Source organism: uncultured Enterococcus sp., from assembly GCF_913775425.1.
Taxonomy (GTDB): domain Bacteria; phylum Bacillota; class Bacilli; order Lactobacillales; family Enterococcaceae; genus Enterococcus_G.
Genome location: NZ_CAJYIS010000062.1, coordinates 16,382 through 39,319, shown reverse-complemented (window position 1 = coordinate 39,319; position 22,938 = coordinate 16,382). Strand labels below are relative to the sequence as shown.

The following is a 22,938-nucleotide window of genomic DNA, read 5'->3' as shown; positions in this document are numbered from 1 at the left end:
TTCTTCCTCCTTACCAACTGGCTTTTTTGACACCTGGGATTTTTCCTTCTAAGGCTAACTTACGAAACTCAATCCGCGATAGACCAAATTTTCTTAAATATCCACGTGGTCGACCATCTATCCGATCTCGATTCTTCAATCTTACCGGGCTAGCATCCTTCGGTAGTGCTGCAAGACCTTGGTAGTCTTTAGCTGCTTTTAATGCTTCACGCCGTTTGCGATAATGTTCGACTGTTGCACGTTGTTTTTGTGCTTTTGCGATTTTTGATTTTTTTGCCATATTACTCCCTCTTCCTATTTGACATATTTAAATCGTAATGAATACGATTTGAGCAGAAAGAATTTAACAGAACTGCGTTTCGTTGTCAATATTTTTTCACAAAAAAAAACGTCTATAAATCGAAAATCATTCGATTTATAGACGTCAATATTCATTTTAGTGAAAGCTATTGTGGGTATTCACTAGTCCTTGCTAGAAACGTTTTAGTGCCATAAATCAGTAAATTCGATGGTAATGACTACGTTTAATCCTTCTATACTTTTTTTCTACGTTGCGCTCTTGACATCGCTGGTTGTTCTGTTGCAACTTGTGGTTTTTTAGCGAGTAATTTCAAGTGATAAGGTTCATGATAGCGAAACCCGTCTTTGACAAAATCGCCACCAGTCACGTAAAGTCCTACTGGTTCTAATTTCCCTTCTGCTTTGTGCTCAATTCGACCGATCGGAACTAGTGATTGATAACTTGTTCCAATTTGTAGCTCATATCGATTCTGGTGGATCCGTTTTACAAAGTAATAAGGATAGATCGTATTCCATTCAATCAAATAGCCGTCTTGCTGTGATAACTCATTTGTTGATATGACATTTTTTTCAATCAATTCTTGCATATTCATCGCTAAAATAAGTTCATAATCGTCATAAAAATCGATCGTAATTTCTTCAGTATCGACCGCATTCATTGTTTTGGCAGATGTTTTAGACTCTTGTTGAATATTGAAGACTTCATCTGGAAGATATTTTACAAAAAGTTGGGTAACATCAATTTTTAAATTTTTATCAAAAAAGTAATAAAAGATATTCAAGGCAATGAAATAAATCAAAATCACAAAAACGATACTGTATAAAATAAATTGTAAATAATTTTCATTTTGCAATAATCCATAGATGATTCTTAAAATATAAAGCGTTGGGAAAATACTTAAGATCGTATAACTGCGATTCAAGTATTTAGGACTAATATCTAAATACCCTAAAAATTTATTGATTCCATTGATGATATCTAATAAGAAACTCATTGACTAGCACCTGCCTCATCGCTTGTAGTTACGTTAAGATTATTTACATTTTCTTCAACTGAAGATGACGGTGTCGTATCAGATTGTTCGCTTGTGGTACTCTCTTCACTAGTCGTACTTTCTTCACTGCTTGAACTAATTGTTTCTTGATCTTGTGTATCATAAGTTCTTGGTGTTTGTTCAACGCTTGATTCTGTAACGCTCATAATGGTATCAGACGAAGGTTTCGTTTCATCACTAGAACGACTTGTTTGGCTACTTGTTGTAGTGGTCGTGGTCGTAGTATTCGTGGTCGTACGATAACTCGAACTATTTACCACAGTCGTTGCTGTGGCAATCAACACAGAAATCGTTAATAACGCAATTGGTTTTAATATTGGCGGAACTTTTCTCATGTTTTTCATGCTCCTTTAGTAGTATCGAAAATATCCTACCACAATTTCTTTCAAAAAAAATGATTATTTTCTGAAATGACGCGATAAATTAAGATTTATTTAACCCTTTTTGGTCGACCTAGAAGACCTATCGTAGTATTTATCTTAAGAATATGTTAAACTTTCAACTAGATATGATGAACTTGTGAAAAGGAGAACGCTATGAAAATATTCGATCGTGTTGAAAGCATTATCTATTTTATTCTCTCTGTCGGACTGATCGGTTTTTCTACATATGCGTTATTCAGCGCATTCACTCACGGTCTATGGGAATCGATAGCACTGTTATTCTTTTTATTTTTACTCGGACTGACATTTGCTTCTTATGGATTTGTTCGCTGGATGAAACTTCGTGAAACCTATCGCTATCTTTCGTATTATCGTACATATTTAGTCATTCAATTCGCTACGTTTTTCTACTTAATGCTTTTGGGTAGTATTGCTCATTTCCTATTAAACGAACCTTTAGGAATGAGTTGTGCTTTAGTTGGCTTAGTCATCACGTTACTCTCTACGATCCCAATCTACTTTTCCTTCAAATAAAAAAGACATCTCCCAAAAAATGGAAGCTGTCTTTTTTTTACCCTTTTAAAGGTGTTTTTGTTTCAAAAAGTGGACTTACTGGTTTGTTCTCATGAATACGTTTAATGGCTTCTGCCACTAATTTTCCAACGCTAACTTCGTCGATTTTTTCGATTTTACGCTCTTCTGGTAAATTGATCGAATCTGTGACTACTAAACGCTCGATCGCTGAATCCTGAATACGCTCTAAGGCTGGCCCAGATAATACCGGATGCGTACAAGACGCATATACAGTCTTAGCTCCAGCTTCTTTTAACGCATTAGCTGCTAGTGTGATTGTTCCTGCTGTATCAATAATATCATCAATCAGAACACATACTTTACCATCTACACGGCCAATAATATTCATTACTTCAGCGACATTAGCACGTGGACGACGTTTGTCGATGATTGCAATCGGTGCTTTTAAGAACTCAGCTAATTTACGTGCACGTGTTACACCACCATGGTCCGGTGATACGACAACAACATCATCACCTTGGATCCCTTTTTCTAAAAAATAATTCGCGATCAAAGGAGCACCCATCAAGTGGTCTACTGGAATATCAAAGAACCCTTGGATTTGTGCTGCATGCAAATCTAACGTCACCATTCTTGTAGCGCCAGCTTTTTGGATCATATTCGCTACTAACTTCGCTGTGATTGGCTCACGAGAACGTGCTTTACGATCTTGTCTTGCATAACCATAATAAGGCATCACGATATTAATTGTTTTTGCACTCGCACGCTTTAACGCATCGATCATGATCAATAATTCCATTAAATTATCATTTACCGGGCTACTAGTAGACTGAATGATATATACGTGAGAACCACGAATACTTTCTTCGATGTTTACTTGGATTTCACCATCACTAAATTGTTTAACAGAGCATTTTCCTAATTCGACACCAACGGCAGCTGCAATTTTTTCAGCCAAAGGACGATTGGAATTTAAGGCAAAAATCTTTAACTTTGGATCAAAATACTGGTTTAACATGAGAACCTCCACTTTCTATACCTAAAACTAGAATCCGACACGTTTCTAGAAATCTCTTACTCATAAATAGTAGTCATTTTTGTTTGATAAATCAAGTGATTCCGTTATTCTTATTGATTATAAGGCAATTTTTTTGCGAAATCTTCTTTATTTTCTTGACGTGCCCGGGCAATTCCCATTCCATTATCTGGAATATTCATCGTAATCGTCGATCCTGCAGCAACAACCGCATTTTCCCCTAGTGTAACTGGTCCGACCAAGTTAGAAGCTGAACCAATAAAGGCATGGTCACCAACCGTTGTATGGTGCTTATGTTTGCCATCATAATTGACAAATACTACACCGCATCCAACATTGATTTCTTTACCTAACGTCGCATCGCCTACATAAGTCAAATGTCCAACTTTAGTGTGTTCACCCACTACTGCTTTTTTGATTTCAACAAAATTTCCGATATGCGCGTGCTCATGAATCTCTGCTTGTGGGCGTAAATGTGCAAATGGCCCGATATCTACATGATCACGTACTGTACTTTCTTCAATAACAGAAGAGTACACTTTGACATAGTCTCCGATCGTACTGTCAACGATTTGAGTTTGGCCAGAAATAAAGCACCCTTCTCCAATCGTTGTTTGACCTTTTAGGTAAACACCTGGTTCAATGATTGTTTCAGCACCAATCTTAATACCCGCTTCAATATACGTAGAATTTGGATCAATAAATGAAACACCATTTCTCATATGCTCGGTATTAATGCGATTACGCATAATACGATTGGCCTCTGCTAAAGCGATACGGTCATTGACCCCAATCGATTCTTCAAAGTTTTCTGTTTGATAAGCAGCAACTGTATGGTCTGCTTTTTTCAAAATTTCAATGATATCTGTTAAATAATATTCGCCTTGAGCATTATTTGTATCGATTTGATTCAATGCTTCAAATAATAATTCATTATCGAAACAATACGTTCCTGTATTGATTTCTTGAACTTGGGCTTCACTTACTGAAGCATCTTTTTGCTCTACGATTTTTTCAACAATCCCGACACGGTCACGAATAATACGTCCATAACCAGTTGGATCCTCCGCATGCGCTGTCAAAATAGTTGCAGAAGCGTGTTTTCCTTCATGGTATTCAAATAAACGTTCCAAAGTTTCACTTGTTAATAAAGGTGTATCCCCACTGATTACTAAAGTAGTTCCTTTTTTTCCTTGTAAAAATGGTGCAGCTTGTAATACAGCATGTCCTGTACCCAACTGTTCTGCTTGCAATGCATATTCACTGCGTTCGCCAAGTTGTTCTTTAACTAAATCTGCTCCGTGGCCTACGATCGTTACGATTTGAGTGGGTGCTAATTCAGTTACACGATTCATAATATGTTCGACCATGGGTTTACCACAAACTGGATGTAGCACTTTGTATAATTTTGATTTCATGCGTGTACCTTTACCCGCAGCTAAAATAATGGCATAACGTGATTCCACGTAATTCACTCCAATTCCTTATTTTCTCGTTTAAGTGTAGCTCAATTCATATTCTTTTTCAAACGCTTTTAGTGAACAAAAAGAGGATATGACAAAAGTCTGTCACACCCCCTAAAAATAAATCGACAATGTTTTAGAAGTGGCTCCTTTAAAGACCAGTCAAAACAGTACCCAAATATAGAATACTGCTAGCAGAATGAACCAACTTATTTCTTGGATTATCCACTTCTATCACAGTTGCTTTTTTAGTCTAGCTCGTTAAAATAATTCCCTGGTACGACAGAGATCGATTTGGTCTGTGTATCTACATCTTCGACATACAATAAAGATGTATAGTCAGTTACCGCACGATCTCCCTTAAAGTTCGCTTCTGCAAAAACAGTAACTCCTACTAGCTCGGCTTCAAATTCTTCGATCAAACCTTGCATCCCGTTGATCGTTCCGCCGCCTTTCATGAAATCATCTACTACAAGGACACGCGAGCCACGTTTTAAGCTACGTTTAGATAATTCCATTTTTTCGATACGTTCAGAAGAACCAGATACATAGTTGACGCTAACAGTGGAACCCTCTGTAATTTTTGAGTCTCGACGTACAATAACAAAAGGTACATTCAAATAATAAGATACCGCCTGAGCAATCGGAACCCCCTTAGTTGCGACAGTCATCACGGCATCGATTTCTTGTCCTAAATATTTTGAAGCGATGATCCGACCTACTTGACGCAATAATTCTGGTTCCCCTAAAAGGTCAGATAAATAAACGTAGCCACCGGGTAATAAGCGTGTTTGATCAGATAGACGATTAGCTAGTTCTTTCAAATAACCTTTCGTTTCTTCTTTAGTGATCGTTGGGATAAATTTTACTCCTCCAGCAGCTCCTGGAATCGTTTCTAAAATCCCTGTTCCTCTTTGATTAAACGTTTTTTTTACGATAGCTAGATCTTCGCTAATTGATGATTTAGCTGAATCATAGCGTTTTGCGAAAAATGTTAATGAGATTAATTCATGTGGATGATCCAACAAGTAATGGGTCATATCGATCAATCGCTCACTGCGACGCACTTTCATTTGTTTTTTGCCCCTTTTTATTTTCTATTTTTCCTCATTATATAGTCTTTTACTAATTTTTACGAGTATTTTCTAATATTATCAGAAAAACGTTCGTAAATAATGAAATAAAGATAAAAAAATAGCGAGAAATTTTCGTTTCTCGCTCATAAAACTATGGTTTTTCATGAAATTTTCTTTGTTTTTGAATTTGAAATCGTACAACGAGTGTACGAATGATTTGAACCACTAAAAACAAAGCAATAAATACCAATGTGATCGTCGCACCAGGAGGTGTATCCAAATAAAATGATCCTGTCAGACCACTCAGCATTCCAAAAAGCCCTACAATGACACTAATTAATAGTACAGCCGAAAAACTTTTACCCAGTTTCATACTAATCGCTGCAGGTAGTACCATGATTGCTGAGATCAATAGCGCACCTGCGATTGGGATCATTACCGCAATAGCAATCCCTGTAAGAATATTAAAGCACATCGACATGATGCGCACGGGTAAGCCGTCAACTTCAGCCGTATCCTCATCAAATGTTAAAACATACATTGGTCGTCTGAAGAAAAGAAACATCAAGACCAATAACAAACATAGACCACCTAAAAAGTAAAGCTGTGATGTTGTGATCGTTACGATCGACCCAAATAAGTACGATTGAACACTCACTGCTGAATTTCCACCATTTAGATTCATAAGGACGAGCGCTAATGCTAATCCCCCAGCCATTAAAATAGCAATCGAGATTTCAGAATACGTCCGATAGATCGTGCGTAAGTATTCCAAGATAACTGCTGCAATCACTACAACGATCAATGTAGTAAACGTCGGATTAAGATTTAAAACAAATCCTAAAGCTACCCCTGCTAATGAAACATGTGATAATGTGTCGGCCATCAATGACTGACGACGTAATACTAGAAAGACACCAAGCATCGGAGCAATTCCTGCAATAAAAATTGCGGCTAAAAAAGCTTTTCTCATGAATTCAAGTGAAAGCAACGCCATGGAGTCCCCTCCTTTCTAACTAAATGAATATGTCGATCCGCATAAGCTTGAATATCTTCGTGATCGTGCGTGATCATTAAAATCGCTTTTTGATGCTGATGGGCACTATGTCGTAATAAACGGTAAAATTCTTGTCTAGATTGATCGTCCATCCCCGTCGTTGGTTCATCCAGTACAAATAAATCAGGATCTGTTGCAAACATTCTTGCTAAACTAATTCGTTGCTTTTGACCACCAGATAACGCACCTACACGTTTATGACGCATATCCCACATACCAACTGCTTCTAAAGCTTTTCTAACGTGTTGATGATCACGTTCTGTCAAACGTTTAAACCAGCGTCCACGTGGATAACGACCAGACTGAACGAGCTCTAATACCGTACTTGGAAAGCCTACGTTGTATGAAGCAATTTGTTGAGGAATATACCCGATACTTAATTTATTTCCCGCGACATTTTCTTTAGCAATCGTGACTTTTCCTTGTGCTGGTTTTAATAATCCTAACGTAGAGCGGACGAGAGTCGATTTTGCTGCACCATTTTCACCAGTTAAAATGACAAATTCTCCACTATCTACATGATAGCTAATATCTGAGAGAACGGGTTCATCGTCATAATAAAAAGTTAAATTTTGCACTTCGATATAACGCATACTACACTCTCCTTAATAAATACTTTTTTTCAATGCTTCTAAATTTTGTTCCATAATACTAATATAGGTCTCGCCATCATCCATTTGTTTCTGTGTTAAACTTTCTAACGGGTTTAAAACTGCAAGTTCTACTCCAGTTTCAGTAGATAACGTTTCAGCAACTTTAGACGATGCATTTTCTTCAAAATAAATCACGCGTACATCATGATCTTTAACATATGTTTTCAATTCTGCTAAACGGCTTGGCGAAGGCTCCTGTTCTGCTGATATACCTGTAATGGACTCTTGTGTCAAATCATATTGATGAGCAAGATAACTAAATGCCGCATGTTGCGTCACAAAAGTGCGATGTGTTGCTCCTTTGAATGCTTCTTCATATTTTGTATTCAATTGTTCTAATTCATCGATATAGGCTTCAGCATTTTTTTCGAAAATCGTTTTCTTCTCTGGATACTGTGCACTTAACCGTGTCTTTATCTCTTCAACTTCTTTTACTGCTAGTACTGGATCCGTCCAAACGTGAGGATCGTGTTCATGATCGTGTCCATCTGTTGACTCATGGTCATCCTCTGTTTCTAAAGCAATCGTTGAAGTTGCTTCGATCACCAATGTATGTTTTGGATCTAAATTTTTTTGTGCGCTCGTTACCCAACTCTCCAAATCTTGACTGTTGTATACAAAAACATCTGACTGAGCGATTTTTGCCATATCTTTAGCACTAGGTTCATAATCATGTGGTTCAGTCCCCGCTGGAATCAGTAAACTAACATCACCTTCATCACCTAATACTTCCTTTGTAAACTCGTACATTGGGTAAAATGTTGCAATCGCTTGGATCTTATCTGATTTTGCTTGATCTTTAGCAGTGTTTGACTGACTGCATCCAGCTAAAAATAATCCTAATCCGGCAATTAGCATTGCTGTTCTTTTTATGTATTTCATTTTCTTTCCTCACTTTTTTATAAATCGGAATTTTTACGATTTAACGCAAAGAATAATTTATCAGAGGATTGCTGTTTCGTCAACGATTACGCTATAATTTCTGATTTAGGAACGAATTTCACTACTAAATCGGAAAACATCGGAATATCAATACATATAAAAGAAGCTATCCTTGCTTGAAGGATAGCTTCTCAATGTAGTGTACGAACCAAATATACCTCATCGCAAAACCCTTTGAGTGCATTGACGATTCTTTGTGCCCGAGATTGCTTTTGGCATAATGCAAAAACAGTCGGTCCACTTCCACTCATCAAGGCAATATCCGCACCATAACTCATCATTCGATCTTTGATTTGTTGCACAACGGGATAACGAGGAATCGTGATGCTCTCTAAACTATTTCCCATCGAAGCAACCATTTCAGCATAATTTTGCTGTTCGATTGCTTGCTTCAAGCGCGACATATCAGGATGATGGAGTTGCTCTAACTCTACTTGCTGAAAAATTTTACGCGTCGATACACTGATCTTGGGCTTAACAAGCACAACCCAACTTGCTGGCATCGACGGTAACGTCTGTACGATTTCACCTTTCCCTAGAATGTGAGCTGTTGATCCATGTAGGCAAAACGGTACATCTGTTCCAATTTCGACACCAATTTGAATCATTTCTTCCATTGAAAGATTTAAGTCGAATAAACGATTTAAGCCACGTAATGTTGCCGCACAATCTGAACTACCACCACCAAGTCCAGCTGAGACAGGGATCGCTTTTTGAACAGAAATTTTAACACCATCAGTGATACCATAGCGTCGCTTGATTTTTTCTGCTGCTTGGTAAACATTATTGCGCTTGTCTAAAGGTAAGAATGCTTTATTGGTTTCCAATATGATCTTATCTTCATCCAAGCGTTCAAATGTTAAACGATCAGCCAAATCTACACTTGCCATGATCATCTCGAGTTCATGATAACCATCCGTTCGCTTATATAATACGTCTAGTCCGAGATTAATCTTCGCTGGGGCCTTTTCGAAAATCTCCATATACCTCACCTTATTATAGTTTCTATTTTTTCTATCATATCAGATTTTTCAAAAACTATCTCAATTTAAGTTGTATTTCTTATCAATTCCTTGTATCCTCAAAATTAATAACGCTTTCATATTTTTAAATAAATCCTAAACATGTCTAGACAAGTAAGAAAAAGTGCACTAAAATCAGAGCAGAAGCCCCACCTTAACAGGAGATTACTCATATATCGGTCTTGCTCTTCATTTGAATGGTAGATCTGTCGGTAGTTTTGTTTCAAAAAGGAGAAATAGAGTGAATAAATTCAAAGAAATATTTTTAGATCTAGAACAAAAAATATTAGCTAATGAATATCCCGCACACACCTTGTTGCCTAGTGAAAATCAGCTAATCAAACTATATGGTGTTTCACGTGAGACTGTTCGTAAAGCTTTACAACTTTTATTAAATGCAGGTTATATCCAAAAGAAACAAGGAAAAGGATCTATCGTACTCGACACAAACCGGATGGATTTTCCAATATCTGGTTTAGCGAGTTATAAAGAATTACAAGATGCTCAAAGTATTCCAAGTGAAACCAGTGTAGTTGAGATCACACTAACAAAAGTTTCCAAACGGATCCACGAAGCAACAAACTGGCCTCTAGACGCTCCTGTGTGGAGATTGATCCGCCAAAGACGTATCAATAAAGAAGTTGTTATTTTAGATAAAGACTATCTATTACAAAGTATCATTCCTAATGTTTCTTTAGAACAAGCTGAGGAGTCGATTTATGATTATTTTGAGAATGAATTAAACTTATCTATCGCTTTTGCTAGGCGTGAAATTACAGTCGATCCTGTCAGTAAAGAATTCCGTTCATTGATGAATCTTCATCCAGAAGATCAAAATGTCATCACGATCCGTAGTCTAGTGTATCTAGATGATTCACGTTGTTTTGAATATACCGAATCGATTCATCGCTTAGATCGCTTTAAATTTATTAATTATGTCTATCGTAAAAAAGAATAAAAAAATCTCTCAACTGAAAAGTTGAGAGATTTTTTTATTTAGCATAATCAGTAGCGCGTGTTTCACGAATCACGGTAATTTTGATATGACCTGGATAATCCAAATCATCTTCAATTTTCTTACGGATGTCTCGCACCAAGCGTACTGCTTCTAAATCAGAAATTTCTTCTGGTTTTACCATTACGCGTACTTCTCGCCCTGCTTGAACTGCAAAACTTGAAGCCACTCCGGCAAAGCCATTTGAGATATTTTCTAGATTTTCTAGACGACGGATGTAGTTTTCTAACGATTCACTACGAGCACCTGGTCGAGCAGCGGACAGAGCATCGGCTGCTGCAACTAATACAGAAATAACCGAAGTTGCTTCTGTATCGCCATGATGGGATGCGATTGCGTTGATAACCACAGGGTTTTCTTTATATTTTGCCGCTAGCTCAGCACCGATTTCAACGTGAGAACCTTCAACTTCATGATCTAAAGCTTTACCGATATCATGTAGGAAACCAGCTCGCTTAGCTAACTGTACATCTTCACCGATTTCAGCAGCTAAAACACCAGTTAGGCGTGCTACTTCGATTGAGTGATTTAACACATTTTGACCGTAACTCGTTCTAAAACGTAAACGTCCCATGATTTTGATCAAATCAGGATGCAACGTATGTGCGCCAACTTCAAAGGCTGCTTGTTCACCATATTCACGAATCCGCTCGTCCATTTCTTTACGCGATTTTTCGACCATTTCTTCGATACGCGCTGGGTGGATACGACCATCTTGGATTAATTTCTCCAAGGTCATTCTAGCAATTTCACGACGAATTGGATCAAATCCTGATAACACGACCGCTTCTGGGGTATCGTCGATAATCAAATCGATTCCCGTTAATGTTTCTAGTGTACGAATATTTCGTCCCTCACGACCAATGATACGACCTTTCATCTCATCATTTGGCAATGTTACAACAGATACTGTTGTTTCAGATACTTGATCTGCTGCACAACGTTGCAATGCTAATGAAAGTAAGTTTTTCGCCTTACGATCGGCTTCTTCTTTTGCTCGTTGTTCTGATTCTTTGACCATTATTGTTAATTCATGAGTCAACTCTTCTTCCGTCGACTTCATGATCACATCTTTTGCTGCTTCTTTCGTTAATCCAGCAATACGTTCTAACTCTGTTTGCTGAGTGGTAATTAATTCTTCGACCTTCTGTTCTCGCTCATCAATTTGAGATTGTCGCTCACTCACTCGTTGCTCTTTTGCTTCTAATGAATGTTCTCGTTTTTCCAAAGAATCATCTTTTCGATCAAGTAGTTGTTCTCTTTGTAGTAAGCGATTTTCTTGTGATTTTAATTCAAGTTTGCTTTCTTTCAACTCTCTTTCAATCTCGGATCGATGCTGTTGATTCTCTTCTTTTGCTTCTAGTAACATTTCTTTTTTCAAGGTATCTGCTTCTTTTCTTGCTTGTGCAAGAATTGCGGATGCCGACTGTTGTGCATCGTCTAATTCTTTTTGTCGACGCGCATTAGACTTCACCATCGCTAGTAACCCTAAACCAAGACCGACAAATAAACTGAGGATAGCGAGGAGAAGTATCAGCATTGTGCTCATCGAATCACCTCCAACTATCTTATTTTTTTACTATGTTTGTAGTTTTTTGATAAACTATTTTTGATTGTTAGTATCAATATGCCTACTTGCATATGTGCATGTCGCACAATTTCATTCTAAAGGCTTAAGTAAAGAGTGTCAACTTAAAAAGGAGGAAACCAGAGTTTACTTCCCTAACTAAATAAAGCGATTTCTTTGGATTATAAAAAAAGACTTAACTTATTCGATAAGTTAAGTCTTTGAACGTTTATTCTGCTTCTGTTTCCACAGCAACCTCTTCAACTAACGTTTCACCTGTACCAATTCCATATGCATCACGAACACGTAAAGAAACTTCTTCGACCATCTCAGGATGCTCTTTCATGTATTGCTTCACATTTTCACGACCTTGACCGATACGATCTCCTTTATATGAATACCAAGCACCACTTTTATCAATAATATCCATTTCAGCCGCCATATCAAGTAATTCACCTACTTGCGAGATTCCCTCTCCATACATGATGTCGACTTCGGCAATTCTAAAAGGTGGTGCTACTTTATTTTTAACAACTTTGATCTTAGTACGGTTTCCGATAATATCAGTACCAGATTTCAACTGCTCTGCGCGACGTACTTCTAAACGAATCGTTGCGTAGAATTTCAATGCACGTCCACCAGGTGTAGTTTCAGGATTTCCAAACATCACGCCGACTTTCTCACGGATTTGGTTGATAAAAATCGCAATTGTTTTTGTTTTGTTGATTGATCCAGATAATTTACGTAAAGCTTGTGACATCAAACGAGCTTGTAGTCCTACGTGTGAGGCACCCATCTCACCATCGATCTCGGCTCTTGGCACTAATGCAGCTACCGAGTCAACGACAACCATATCTACTGCACCACTTGATACTAAGGCATCTGCGATTTCTAAACCTTGTTCACCTGTATCCGGCTGTGAAAGTAATAGATCATCAATATTTACACCTAGATTTTCAGCATATTTAGGATCTAGTGCGTGTTCAGCATCGATAAAGGCAGCAGTACCACCATTTTTTTGAACTTCGGCAATTGCATGTAAAGCAACTGTTGTTTTACCAGAACTTTCTGGACCGTATACTTCAATAATTCGTCCACGAGGATATCCACCGACACCTAGCGCAACATCTAAAGCCAGTGAACCACTTGGAATTGTGGAAATCTGTTGATCTACTTTTTCGCCAAGTTTCATAACGGCACCTTTACCGAAATTCTTTTCAATTTTTTTCAACGCAGCATCTAAGGCTGCTTTACGATCATCTGCCACTAGACAATCCTCCCTTTTCTTTTGCTTCTATTATATAATCATAGCCTTTATAACTTAAAATTGCAAGAAAAAGCGAACAAATATTCGCCTTTTTCTATTTTCTTAAGATTTCTTTTCTGAGTAGATCAAATGCTGCTATAACAGCATTTTGACGAATCGATTGACGATCTCTGGGGATATAAAGTTCTTTAACAAAGGTTTTTTCAGGAGTCGCTAAGCCAATATAAACTGTACCAACTTTTTTATCTTCAATACTAGTTGGACCCGCTACACCAGTTAGCGCTATACCATAATCAGCAGCCGATTGTTTACGAATATTTTGCGCCATTTCGTAAGCACAAAACTCAGAAACTGTTCCTTCTTGTTCAAGCTGCGTTTCATCTAGATGCAACAGATCGATTTTCATCTGTTTTGTATAAACTACAACGCCGCCTTTAAATACTTCAGAAACACCCGAGATATCGCCTAAGGTCGCTTGTACTAAACCTGAAGTCAAACTTTCTGCAACAGCTAGTGTTTGTTGTCTTTTACTTAACTCATCAACGACGACTTTAGCTAGCGAATTTTGATCGCCATACCCATAAAAGTAGTCCCCTACCCGAGCTAAAATAGTTTGCTCTAATTGATCCAGTAATACTTCTCCATTTTTGGGTGAATCGGTTTTAACTGTTAGACGTAATGTAACTTCGTTTGGTTTGGCATAAGGAGCAACTGTTGGATTGGACTGCCCTTCGATCAAATCTTCTAATTCTGTCACTAAACGCGATTCTCCAATCCCATAAAAGCGTAATACACGTGAAAGTAAATGATCTTTTTGTAAAAATTGTTTAGCAATCAATGGAAGTGCATGATTGTAGACCATTGGTTTTAATTCATTAGGCGGTCCTGGAAACAGTAAATAACTTGTTTGAGTCGTTTCATCTTTATATAGCATGCCGACTGCTAGGCCCGTTTCGTTTTCTAAAGGAATCGCTCCTTCAATAATCAATGCTTGTAATAGATTATTTTCAGTCATCTCTTGGTTACGTTTAGCAAAAAAATCAACCAGTTTTTGGTAACCTTTTTCATCTTGCACTAGTGGTTTGCCAACATGTTTTGCGACTACTTGTTTCGTAAGATCGTCTTTGGTTGGTCCTAATCCACCACATAACACGACCAAGTCACTACGACTTTCTGCAAGCGATAATAGTTCCTCTAAACGTGCTTCATTATCTCCTACTACACTTTGATAATACAAATCGATTCCTACATTAGCCAACTCTTCAGCAAGAAATGTCGCGTTTGTGTTGACGATTTGCCCCAAAAGTAATTCTGTTCCTACTGCAATAATTTCTGCTTTCATATTCGCTCCCCTAACTTTAAATACGCCATTTTGGCTTATTTACAAAATAAAATAGACTATAAGTTTAGTCTTCTGATTACATTATAGCTCAAACAGAATACTTTCCTATTTGAAATGCATTTATCAGATAAACTACCCTTATAGTCTATATCTTACATAGATCCTTTGAATACTGCTGTATTTTTGGCAAAATAATCGATACCTGAATAGATCGTAAAAATCAAGCATGCATATAGCATGATTTGATCAACAGGTAGACCAATATAGACAAACGGCCAATTATTGATCAATAATAAAATAATCGCAACCATTTGTGTAGCTGTCTTGACCTTTCCAGGCCATGCTGCTGCCATTACTTCGCCACCTTCAACAAGTAGTAAACGCAAGCCTGTAACAGCTAACTCACGACAAACAATAATCGCCACTACCCAAGCTGGTGCTTTAGCAAGCGCAACAAGCATAATAAAAGCAGTCATCACGAGCATTTTATCTGCTAATGGATCTGCAAACTTGCCAAAATTCGTTACTAGATTTCTAGCACGTGCAATATAGCCATCCAGCCAATCAGTGATACTTGCCACGGCAAATAAAATAGCAGCCACTAAATGTGTTACCGGTAAATTCAGTGACTGTACAGCAATAGTTCCCCAGTCGAAAGGAATAGCTAATACTACAATAAAGATCGGGATCATAATGATCCGTAGCACGGTTAATTTATTAGGTAAATTCACAAGTTTACTCCTCTTTCTTAACAATTAAAGATATGAAATATTTAACACAACATTTTTTTGTAATGCCTCAAATTTAGGATCGTTGAAATCGATCGCCTTTTTGTTTGCTTGGACTTCAATGTACTCACTAGCACCCAAAATCAATGTCGCAGTCGAGGTTCCTTCTGGTAAGGCAAATTCTTGAGTCACACCATCTTCAAATGTATATTGATAGGCATAATCATTATTGATCATGACTCCCACCCAACAGCGACCACCTTTTCCCTTAAAAGTTAAGGTCAATGGTGCTTTAGCTTTCGTGATATTCATGGTTGCTTGTGCTTGTGTTGACGTCACACGTTCGATTTTCATAGCATCTGTTTCTTGTTTTTTGCTTTCCGTTGTACTTTGCTTTGTGCTCTCTTTTGTACTTGCTTTCGTCGCTTCGCTCGATACTGAAGACACTTGATTGTCTACAGCAACAGATGAGCTCGTCTGATTAATTGCAGGGCTTGCCTTACGGTCAGACCATGTCATATAAAAGACCACAGATAAAACGGTCATCGCAACCAATCCTAGTAAGATCATTGGTAAAAAATCCATCCATGTCTTTTTCTGACGTTCTGCAACGTGTTGAGCTTTACGTGACCCTTGAATTGTTTGCGGCTGTTCACGTTGTGGCATCACCGTTTCTGGTGGCAACTGACCTTCATATAGATGAACCAAGTGTTCTCCATCTAGATCTACAGCTACTGCGTATTGTTTAATAAACGAGCGAATATAAAATTCACCCGGTAATGCCTCAAATTGACCTGCTTCTAATGCTTCTAAATATCGTTTTTGGATTTTCGTTTTTTGCTGTAACCCATCGATTGTTAAATTTTTATCTAAACGGGCTTCCCGCAATCGTTCACCAATCAAAATCTCATTGCTCACTCGTCCATCTACTCCAGTCTCCATACGATTTTTTCTGATTGTTTCCCTATTAAAGATACCACAAATCAATTGTAACTTGTGTAGAAAAATTAGAGTTTACACTTTTTTTAAAGGCTACTCTTTCGCTAAATCTTGTTGAGGGATGACATCAAAGCGACTAAAGGCCTCTTTGCGAATAAATGAATGACCTGCTTTAAGAATATCCGCTAATTCAATTTGTTGAATGATTTCTGGGATATCAAATAAGGTAACTGTTTCGTAGAGATCTTGGGTAAATTGATTTGCGATAAATTCAAGCGAATTCAACGATTGGAAAAACTTTCCAAGCATTTTTTTCTTCAACAGTGTCAAAGCTTCATCATTCACCGCTTCACTTGTATCAAAAGTCAGCAAAATTTTTCTTATCGCATGCTCAAAATCATCTGCTTGATCGGTATCACTAGAAAAATCAGCAAAATAAAAGCCCCGATCGATCGTCAATTCAAAACCAAATGTATCATCGATCACTCCTTCTTGGTACAATTCTAAATAATTATCAGATGTGTTGCCCAATAAAAGTTGGAAAAGTAATTGTAAAGACAGTCTAAATTTAATTTTTTCAACTTCATCTTCTGGTAAATTTTCAAGCAATCCTTTGATTCCAATCACTGATTTCGTACGTGTGACTGGTAATGCCAATTGAGCAAAAGGTACGATATCTTCATATGTTTCATTTGGAAATTGACGAATAATTGGACGAATTGGTTCAAATTCTTTAGCTTCTTGATTTTGACGAATATATTCGAGCATTTCATTTGGATCAAAATCGCCTACGATAAATAAGGTCATATTACTTGGATGATAAAACGTGTTATAGCATAGGTAAAGATCTTCAGCTGTAATTTCGGCAATACTAGCAACCGTCCCCGCAATATCAATGTGAAGTGGATGATTTGGAAAAAGATTCCCGATGATTCCGAAAAATTGGCGCCAATTAGCATCATCTTCATACATTTGAATCTCTTGTCCAATAATACCTTTTTCCTTTTCTACCGTTTCCTTCGTAAAATAAGGTTCTTGTACGAAATTTAAGAGTGTCGTTAGATTGTCTTGAACACGATCGCTAGCAGAAAAAAGATAACTCGTTCGAGTAAAGCTCGTAAACGCGTTCGCTGAAGCACCTTGTTCACCGAAAACATGAAAGACATCGCCATCTTCTTTTTCAAATAATTTATGCTCTAAAAAATGTGCGATTCCATCCGGAACATGTTGAATTGCATCTTTTTCATAGCCAAAAGCATTGTCGATCGAGCCATAGTTTGTACTAAATAAACCATATGTTTTATGAAATCCTGGTTTTGGTAATAAAAACACTTTTAGACCGTTATCTAAAACTTCTTTATATAGTGTTTCATTGATTTGCTGATACTCAATTTTCTCCATTGTGACTATCTCCTTCTAAACAAAAGACCGCATGTAATTCTAGGTTCTTAGCGATTTTTTGAACATCTTTTTTGGTCACAGCCATGATCTCTTTAATCACTTGTTCTTCAGTTCGTTTAGTGTGTGGGAGCCAAGTAGCCAAATATTGCTGTTCGATTAGTGCTTGTACATAATCTTGAGAGAGTAAGTATTGATTTTTTAACATCTCTTTGGTCTGCATCAATTCTTTTTCACTGATATCTCCTTGTTGAATCGCTAGGAGCTGTTCATGGATCAGCTTCATTACTCGTTCGCGATTTTGACTATCAATCCCTGTTTGGACTGTGACCATACCACGAAATGTATCAATACTACTTGATGCATAATAGGCTAGACTCGCTTTTTCTCGCACGTTAGTAAATAATTTAGAATGCGGAAATCCACCAAATAGACCATTGAACACGGTAAATGCCATACGTTGTTCAGATTCATAATACACGCCTGAACGATACCCTAAGTTTAATTTCGCTTGTGTGACTGGCTCACGTAAAATGTTTTCTTTGATAATATTGTTTTGCACGACATCAACATATAATTCAGGATGTACGCGTTTAGTAGCCGGAAATTTCCACTCCGCAAAACGTTGGCGTACGCTGTCACTATCGACATCACCCACCACAAAAATATCGATATGATCGTTTTGTAACATTTCTTGATGTGTTTGATATAATTGTGCAGCAGTTAGTGTAGCTAAACGCTTAGCGTCACCAAAACTAGGGACTTTTTGCTCTGCGTCCTCACTAAAATATAGTTCTTGTAATTTTAATGAAGCATAGGTTTGTTTATCTTCTGAGATACTTTCCAAATAAGCAAGTAAGTTCTCTTTTTCAAGTAGAAACGTCGCTTCATCAAATGATTCTTGTGTAGTATTAGGCTCAAATAAAATGGTTTCTAAAAAGTCGATTCCTTCTAAAAGTAAGGATTCATCTGCAATATACTTGCCGTTTACTAAAGTCAGCCCCACATTTACTTGGTGAAGATTTCCTTTTTTAGCCACATTAATCCCAAAACTTGCACCATATAATTCAGCAAGTTTTTTACTCAATACCGTCTGTGTAGGATATTGTTTACTATTAGTCTCTAGTAAACTAGTCAATAATGTACGTTTTGTTGCTTCATCAGCTGTATGTCGACTAGTAAAGCGAATAAATAAACGTGTAGTTTTATATTTTTTAGTTGGAATGATTTGTAATGTAATTCCTGACTGTAAGTGTTCCATTCGCTTACCTCTTTTCTATTATTCTTGCTCTTCAGTATAACATAATGCAGAAAGCGAGAAAATTCAGAGGGGTTTAAATGATTTCCTAATTCTTAACTTTTCGTTATACTGAATTTATCAGTTATTTAAAGGGGGCATTTTTCATTGAAAAAAATCTTAGGTGAATTCAAAGAGTTTATCGTTAAAGGCAGTGTACTTGATTTAGCTGTTGGGGTCGTAATCGGGAGTGCGTTTACTGCTATTGTCAAACAAGTCGTTGATGGATTGATTACTCCATTGATTGGACTAATTATTTCATTTATTCCTGGAACTAAAAATGGGAGTTTAGAAGATTCACTCACTATACTAGATGTCAAAGTCAACGGTGTCGTTTTTCAGTTTGGCGATGTCATTAGTGCAATCGTAACCTTCATTATTACAGGATTTGTCTTATTTATGGTCGTGCGTGCTGCAAATAAAGCCAAAGATTTACGCAATCCAGTTGAAGAAGTCGTAGAAGATACACCAACTGCTGAAGATTATTTAGCCGAAATCCGTGATCTTTTGAAAGCTCAACAAGATGGGCAAATTTACGATCCAAATCATCCTTATGATAAAGAATAAATAACAAAAAACTCCTCACTGATTTGATCAGTGAGGAGTTTTTTGTTATTTAAGATAAGTTCATTTACTGATGATAAAACTTAAACCGCGTTATCCAAAAATTCAATTTCGACTGTTTTTGTCAAAATATCTGAATAACTATAGGAAACACGTTCAAAAGAATTTTCTTCAGGATCTAAATCTACTACGAATACAGCGGGATATGTCTCTGTTAACACACCACGACGCTCTGTGTGACGCTTTCTACCAGTTTGGGCAACGAGCATCAATTCATAACCGATTTTTCCTTCTAAGTCTTGCTTGATTGTTGCTAAAGTCATTGGCATCATCTTCACCTCAACAAACAGTGTAACATAAATAGACTAAACATACAAATTTATCATAATTATTATTTTTTTTCAACTAATTTTTCTTTTTCACCTTATTTTCTTAATAAAGTAGCAAACTTATTTTCATTTTTATTTTATTTACTTGATAACGCACCGTTCGTGCCGGTAAATTTAATTCACTTGCGATATCTGATAACTCTTTTCCTTCTAAAGTTTTCAACAACACTTGTTGCGTTACATAAGGTAGATCATCAATGCAACCATTCAATGCTTCGATAATCAATAAACGATTTAAAGAGTCTTCATAAATTACATTGGGATACAACGAAGTAGCTTCATTCGACACACGATACGTATGTTCTTCTAGAGACGTTGCAAGCTGATCTGTTTGACGTTTGTATGCATTTTGTTTACGTAATTGGCTTTTGATATTATTTTCAAATGTTCGCTTGAAAAATGAGCCAAAGCTAGCTCCTTTACTTGGATCATATGCACATTTAGCTTTATATAGTGAAATGTACCCTTCTTGTGCCCAATCATCCTCATCAAATCCTTTAATATAGTATTTTTTTCTCATTGCTAAAATTACTGGAAAGTATTGACGAAATAATTGAAACAGCTGATCGTTCTCTGTTTGTTCGAATTGTTCGCTATCGGTCATTGCTACCCCTCCTTTTTTTAATTTCCAGAGTATAGCAAAGAAAATACGTAGCGTTTCTCATAAAACTGTTCAATATTTTAGCAAATCATGCACCATCTCTCATTCTATTTGGTGATCCTTCTGATCTTTGAGTATAATAATAAAAAAGTCTGTAAAGGAGTGCATACATGAAAAAAATCACTATCAATGATGTAGCTCAAAAAGCTGGAGTCTCAAAAACTACTGTATCGCGTTTTTTAAATAATAATTATAACAATATGTCTGATCAAACAAAGAAACGAATCGAAGATGTCATCAAAGAACTAAACTATCGACCCAACAAACAAGCTCAAGCGTTAAAATCGAAACATAGCTACCTGATTGGTGTCGTCGTAGCCGATATTTCTAACATGTTCTCTTCTCTATTACTCAAAGGTATCGGAAATATTTTGGAAAAAAAAGGTTATCAAATGATCATTATGGATGCTGCAAATTCTATTACTAGAGAACAAATCTTACTCGAACGTTTGATCGATCAAAATGTTGACGCCATTATCTTACAACCTTCTTCCAGTAAGAGCGTTACCTATCAGTTGCTAAAAGAACGGGGGATTCCAGTCGTCTTAGTCGATCGTGATACTTCTCCTAAACAATGGCCAAGTGTGTTAACCAACAATGAAGAAGCGACAAAAATTTTAGCTACAGAGATCGAGAAGCAAGGATATGAACACATCGTTGTTATGAGTGAGCCGCTAGAAGAAGTTCGAACACGTGCTGCTCGCTATCACGTGTTCGAACAATATGTTCACTATTCAAATCAACAGCTTTCTTTAGTTGAATTATCGCAACAACACGAAGTTGAAGAATACCTTTCACATTTATTTCCACTAACTCAAAAAACAGTACTTTTTGCCTCAAATGGTCGAATGTTGATGCACTGTTTGAAATGGTTAATTCATCACAACATTTCTTTACCAGAACAGCTCGGTATTACAGGCTTTGATGACTGGAATATTACAGAGCTGATTGGACCAGGAATTACCAGTATCGAACAACCTTCTTTAACGATTGGCGAAACGGCTGCATCGACTTTATTAGCACAACTATACGATACAGACAAGCAGCACCAAATTATTGTGCCTTCAGCAATTCGTTGGCGTTCATCATTATAAACTTGTGTTATTTTAGAAAAAAAGAACGATTGACTAGCACCCTTATCTATGGGATTAGTCAGTTTAGTTCTTTTTTTTATTTTTGTTTTTTAAAAATGAAAGCGTTGACATATAAAGGGAACCGGTTTACTATTTGATTATAGAAACCGGTTTCCTAAAGGAGGAAAATTAAAAATGACGACTACACAGCCAATTTTTTTGAACTTACTAGTATTTGATAGCGAATTTAAAAATGGAGCGACTCAACTCGAACTTGTTGAACAAGCTTCTGATTTAGGATTTGAGCATATAGAGATTCGTAGAGAATATTTTAGAGATTTAAAAAATGAGTTAGCTCCTATTCGAGATATTGCTAAAAGACGAAATTTAACTCTTTTTTACAGCATTCCTGATCAGCTTTATCTTGATGGGTATATCAATCCTCACCTTCAAGATTATTTAGAAGAAGCTTTATTTTTAGGAGTTTCACAAGTTAAGTTTACGATCGGTGAATTTAAAAATGATCTTTTAACTCACGAATTGAAAGCGCTACTAAAAAAAGGGGTTACTATTGCGATCGAAAATGACCAAACTGTTGAGTCTGGAAAAATCGCCACGATTGCTTCATTTATGAAAAAAATCAAAGAAGCACAGCTACCTATTGGATATGTATTTGATTTAGGGAATTTTCGCTTTGTCGATGAGAATGAACAAGACGCACTTGATTTATTAGCTTCTTATGTTACTTACTTACATTTGAAAGACGTCACTTTCCATGAGGATAAACCTGTAGCAACAGATTTAGATCTGGGGATTATCGATTGGAAGCAAGCAATCAATGCCCTACCAAATATTCCAGTAGCCATCGAATACCCTACTCAAGATACAGCTACTATTTTAAGAGCAAAAGAAAAAATCCAGGAGGTTTTAGTTCATGAGTAATCAAACGAAAATCGATCCCGAAACATTTGCATATAACTTTATGAAAACGATTCACCGTCCAGAAATCGAGAAAAAAGATATGGAAGCAGCTGCAAAAGAAGCATTAGCAGCCTATCTATCGGCCTATTACTTGATTCAACAATTTAATACGATCGAAAATGAATTTTTTACAGATCATGATGCACGACCACGATCAAGTTATCAACGGATTTTAAGTGAACTAAATAACTATTAG

General features: G+C 36.9%; 25 protein-coding genes. 6 read left to right on the top strand and 19 right to left on the bottom strand.

Features of this window, described 5'->3' with window-relative positions; all coding sequences use genetic code 11:
* Window positions 1-10: 10 nt before the first annotated feature.
* From rpsN to QZ413_RS06935, 3 genes are all read right to left on the bottom strand, one after another.
* A complete protein-coding gene (gene rpsN / locus QZ413_RS06945; RefSeq protein WP_297077858.1) occupies window positions 11-280 on the bottom strand; it encodes a 30S ribosomal protein S14 in 270 nt (89 codons plus the stop codon).
* A 253-nt stretch (window positions 281-533) separates the two neighbouring features.
* Complete coding sequence (locus QZ413_RS06940) at window positions 534-1,295, bottom strand: DUF6681 family protein (protein ID WP_297077856.1); 762 nt, start codon at window positions 1,293-1,295, stop codon at window positions 534-536.
* Window positions 1,292-1,690, bottom strand: a complete 399-nt coding sequence (locus tag QZ413_RS06935) for a hypothetical protein (protein WP_297077855.1) — start codon at window positions 1,688-1,690, stop codon at window positions 1,292-1,294. The genes QZ413_RS06940 and QZ413_RS06935 overlap by 4 nt, the downstream gene beginning before the upstream one ends.
* Before the next feature lie 201 nt (window positions 1,691-1,891).
* Between QZ413_RS06935 and QZ413_RS06930 the strand changes: the two genes are divergently transcribed.
* Window positions 1,892-2,272, top strand: a complete 381-nt coding sequence (locus QZ413_RS06930) for a hypothetical protein (RefSeq protein ID WP_297077854.1) — start codon at window positions 1,892-1,894, stop codon at window positions 2,270-2,272.
* Window positions 2,273-2,309: 37 nt separating this feature from the next.
* Here QZ413_RS06930 and QZ413_RS06925 read toward each other — a convergent pair whose 3' ends face one another.
* The 7 genes from QZ413_RS06925 to ispE all read right to left on the bottom strand — a co-directional run bounded on the left by QZ413_RS06925 (window position 2,310) and on the right by ispE (window position 9,482).
* Entirely contained in the window at window positions 2,310-3,290 is a 981-nt protein-coding gene (locus QZ413_RS06925) for a ribose-phosphate diphosphokinase (protein WP_016186192.1), read from the bottom strand.
* Between the two features lie 110 nt (window positions 3,291-3,400).
* On the bottom strand, window positions 3,401-4,774 hold the full coding sequence (gene glmU, locus QZ413_RS06920; RefSeq protein WP_297077852.1) for a bifunctional UDP-N-acetylglucosamine diphosphorylase/glucosamine-1-phosphate N-acetyltransferase GlmU: 1,374 nt from the start codon (window positions 4,772-4,774) through the stop codon (window positions 3,401-3,403).
* 245 nt (window positions 4,775-5,019) lie between these two features.
* Window positions 5,020-5,844 (bottom strand): pur operon repressor, encoded by an 825-nt coding sequence (purR, locus tag QZ413_RS06915; protein WP_297077850.1) that lies wholly within the window; start codon window positions 5,842-5,844, stop codon window positions 5,020-5,022.
* Between the two features lie 154 nt (window positions 5,845-5,998).
* A complete protein-coding gene (locus tag QZ413_RS06910; protein WP_297077848.1) occupies window positions 5,999-6,844 on the bottom strand; it encodes a metal ABC transporter permease in 846 nt (281 codons plus the stop codon).
* Complete coding sequence (locus tag QZ413_RS06905; protein ID WP_297077847.1) at window positions 6,817-7,497, bottom strand: metal ABC transporter ATP-binding protein; 681 nt, start codon at window positions 7,495-7,497, stop codon at window positions 6,817-6,819. The genes QZ413_RS06910 and QZ413_RS06905 overlap by 28 nt, the downstream gene beginning before the upstream one ends.
* A gap of 12 nt (window positions 7,498-7,509) precedes the next feature.
* Window positions 7,510-8,439 carry a metal ABC transporter substrate-binding protein gene (locus tag QZ413_RS06900; protein WP_297077845.1) on the bottom strand — a complete coding sequence of 310 codons (930 nt, stop codon included), beginning with the start codon at window positions 8,437-8,439 and terminating at the stop codon, window positions 7,510-7,512.
* 191 nt (window positions 8,440-8,630) lie between these two features.
* Complete coding sequence (ispE, locus tag QZ413_RS06895) at window positions 8,631-9,482, bottom strand: 4-(cytidine 5'-diphospho)-2-C-methyl-D-erythritol kinase (protein ID WP_297077843.1); 852 nt, start codon at window positions 9,480-9,482, stop codon at window positions 8,631-8,633.
* 280 nt (window positions 9,483-9,762) lie between these two features.
* Between ispE and treR the strand changes: the two genes are divergently transcribed.
* Entirely contained in the window at window positions 9,763-10,479 is a 717-nt protein-coding gene (treR, locus tag QZ413_RS06890; protein WP_297077841.1) for a trehalose operon repressor, read from the top strand.
* A gap of 34 nt (window positions 10,480-10,513) precedes the next feature.
* On the opposite strand, the gene rny is transcribed toward treR, so the two are convergent.
* From rny to QZ413_RS06855, 7 genes are all read right to left on the bottom strand, one after another.
* Window positions 10,514-12,085: a ribonuclease Y gene (gene rny / locus QZ413_RS06885; protein ID WP_297077839.1), complete on the bottom strand. Its 1,572-nt coding sequence runs from the start codon at window positions 12,083-12,085 to the stop codon at window positions 10,514-10,516.
* Between the two features lie 247 nt (window positions 12,086-12,332).
* Window positions 12,333-13,370, bottom strand: coding sequence for a recombinase RecA (recA, locus tag QZ413_RS06880; protein WP_297077837.1), 1,038 nt, complete (start codon window positions 13,368-13,370; stop codon window positions 12,333-12,335).
* Window positions 13,371-13,464: 94 nt separating this feature from the next.
* On the bottom strand, window positions 13,465-14,712 hold the full coding sequence (locus tag QZ413_RS06875) for a competence/damage-inducible protein A (RefSeq protein ID WP_297077835.1): 1,248 nt from the start codon (window positions 14,710-14,712) through the stop codon (window positions 13,465-13,467).
* A gap of 152 nt (window positions 14,713-14,864) precedes the next feature.
* A complete protein-coding gene (pgsA, locus tag QZ413_RS06870; protein WP_297077834.1) occupies window positions 14,865-15,443 on the bottom strand; it encodes a CDP-diacylglycerol--glycerol-3-phosphate 3-phosphatidyltransferase in 579 nt (192 codons plus the stop codon).
* 24 nt (window positions 15,444-15,467) lie between these two features.
* Window positions 15,468-16,382 carry a RodZ family helix-turn-helix domain-containing protein gene (locus tag QZ413_RS06865; RefSeq protein ID WP_297077832.1) on the bottom strand — a complete coding sequence of 305 codons (915 nt, stop codon included), beginning with the start codon at window positions 16,380-16,382 and terminating at the stop codon, window positions 15,468-15,470.
* 90 nt (window positions 16,383-16,472) lie between these two features.
* A complete protein-coding gene (locus QZ413_RS06860; RefSeq protein ID WP_297077830.1) occupies window positions 16,473-17,780 on the bottom strand; it encodes an EF-P 5-aminopentanol modification-associated protein YfmH in 1,308 nt (435 codons plus the stop codon).
* Window positions 17,767-19,038 (bottom strand): EF-P 5-aminopentanol modification-associated protein YfmF, encoded by a 1,272-nt coding sequence (locus QZ413_RS06855; RefSeq protein WP_297077828.1) that lies wholly within the window; start codon window positions 19,036-19,038, stop codon window positions 17,767-17,769. The genes QZ413_RS06860 and QZ413_RS06855 overlap by 14 nt, the downstream gene beginning before the upstream one ends.
* 144 nt (window positions 19,039-19,182) lie before the next feature.
* Here QZ413_RS06855 and mscL point away from each other — a divergent pair, with 144 nt between their 5' ends.
* Window positions 19,183-19,641, top strand: coding sequence for a large conductance mechanosensitive channel protein MscL (gene mscL, locus QZ413_RS06850; RefSeq protein WP_297077827.1), 459 nt, complete (start codon window positions 19,183-19,185; stop codon window positions 19,639-19,641).
* Between the two features lie 80 nt (window positions 19,642-19,721).
* Here the strand turns inward: mscL and QZ413_RS06845 are convergent, their stop codons facing one another.
* Entirely contained in the window at window positions 19,722-19,967 is a 246-nt protein-coding gene (locus tag QZ413_RS06845; protein ID WP_297077825.1) for a Veg family protein, read from the bottom strand.
* A gap of 103 nt (window positions 19,968-20,070) precedes the next feature.
* Window positions 20,071-20,631 carry a sigma-70 family RNA polymerase sigma factor gene (locus QZ413_RS06840; RefSeq protein WP_297077823.1) on the bottom strand — a complete coding sequence of 187 codons (561 nt, stop codon included), beginning with the start codon at window positions 20,629-20,631 and terminating at the stop codon, window positions 20,071-20,073.
* A 167-nt stretch (window positions 20,632-20,798) separates the two neighbouring features.
* On the opposite strand from QZ413_RS06840, the gene QZ413_RS06835 reads away from it, so the two are divergent.
* From QZ413_RS06835 to QZ413_RS06825, 3 genes are all read left to right on the top strand, one after another.
* Window positions 20,799-21,782 carry a LacI family DNA-binding transcriptional regulator gene (locus QZ413_RS06835; protein ID WP_297077821.1) on the top strand — a complete coding sequence of 328 codons (984 nt, stop codon included), beginning with the start codon at window positions 20,799-20,801 and terminating at the stop codon, window positions 21,780-21,782.
* Between the two features lie 174 nt (window positions 21,783-21,956).
* A complete protein-coding gene (locus QZ413_RS06830; RefSeq protein ID WP_297077819.1) occupies window positions 21,957-22,703 on the top strand; it encodes a sugar phosphate isomerase/epimerase in 747 nt (248 codons plus the stop codon).
* Window positions 22,696-22,938 carry a hypothetical protein gene (locus QZ413_RS06825; protein WP_297077817.1) on the top strand — a complete coding sequence of 81 codons (243 nt, stop codon included), beginning with the start codon at window positions 22,696-22,698 and terminating at the stop codon, window positions 22,936-22,938. Before QZ413_RS06830 ends, QZ413_RS06825 begins: the two co-directional genes overlap by 8 nt.

Bases quoted from the DNA above. Each gene is read 5' to 3' on its own strand.
- QZ413_RS06835 (WP_297077821.1), top strand. From the start codon at position 20,799: ATGAAAAAAATCACTATCAATGATGTAGCTCAAAAAGCTGGAGTCTCA.
- QZ413_RS06845 (WP_297077825.1), bottom strand. From the start codon at position 19,967: ATGCCAATGACTTTAGCAACAATCAAGCAAGACTTAGAAGGAAAAATC.
- QZ413_RS06840 (WP_297077823.1), bottom strand. From the start codon at position 20,631: ATGACCGATAGCGAACAATTCGAACAAACAGAGAACGATCAGCTGTTT.
- QZ413_RS06830 (WP_297077819.1), top strand. From the start codon at position 21,957: ATGACGACTACACAGCCAATTTTTTTGAACTTACTAGTATTTGATAGC.
- QZ413_RS06910 (WP_297077848.1), bottom strand. From the start codon at position 6,844: ATGGCGTTGCTTTCACTTGAATTCATGAGAAAAGCTTTTTTAGCCGCA.
- rpsN (WP_297077858.1), bottom strand. From the start codon at position 280: ATGGCAAAAAAATCAAAAATCGCAAAAGCACAAAAACAACGTGCAACA.
- rny (WP_297077839.1), bottom strand. From the start codon at position 12,085: ATGAGCACAATGCTGATACTTCTCCTCGCTATCCTCAGTTTATTTGTC.
- ispE (WP_297077843.1), bottom strand. From the start codon at position 9,482: ATGGAGATTTTCGAAAAGGCCCCAGCGAAGATTAATCTCGGACTAGAC.
- QZ413_RS06930 (WP_297077854.1), top strand. From the start codon at position 1,892: ATGAAAATATTCGATCGTGTTGAAAGCATTATCTATTTTATTCTCTCT.
- purR (WP_297077850.1), bottom strand. From the start codon at position 5,844: ATGAAAGTGCGTCGCAGTGAGCGATTGATCGATATGACCCATTACTTG.
- QZ413_RS06855 (WP_297077828.1), bottom strand. From the start codon at position 19,038: ATGGAACACTTACAGTCAGGAATTACATTACAAATCATTCCAACTAAA.
- QZ413_RS06935 (WP_297077855.1), bottom strand. From the start codon at position 1,690: ATGAGAAAAGTTCCGCCAATATTAAAACCAATTGCGTTATTAACGATT.
- QZ413_RS06825 (WP_297077817.1), top strand. From the start codon at position 22,696: ATGAGTAATCAAACGAAAATCGATCCCGAAACATTTGCATATAACTTT.
- QZ413_RS06860 (WP_297077830.1), bottom strand. From the start codon at position 17,780: ATGGAGAAAATTGAGTATCAGCAAATCAATGAAACACTATATAAAGAA.
- QZ413_RS06875 (WP_297077835.1), bottom strand. From the start codon at position 14,712: ATGAAAGCAGAAATTATTGCAGTAGGAACAGAATTACTTTTGGGGCAA.
- QZ413_RS06940 (WP_297077856.1), bottom strand. From the start codon at position 1,295: ATGAGTTTCTTATTAGATATCATCAATGGAATCAATAAATTTTTAGGG.
- QZ413_RS06925 (WP_016186192.1), bottom strand. From the start codon at position 3,290: ATGTTAAACCAGTATTTTGATCCAAAGTTAAAGATTTTTGCCTTAAAT.
- QZ413_RS06865 (WP_297077832.1), bottom strand. From the start codon at position 16,382: ATGGAGACTGGAGTAGATGGACGAGTGAGCAATGAGATTTTGATTGGT.
- QZ413_RS06900 (WP_297077845.1), bottom strand. From the start codon at position 8,439: ATGAAATACATAAAAAGAACAGCAATGCTAATTGCCGGATTAGGATTA.
- QZ413_RS06905 (WP_297077847.1), bottom strand. From the start codon at position 7,497: ATGCGTTATATCGAAGTGCAAAATTTAACTTTTTATTATGACGATGAA.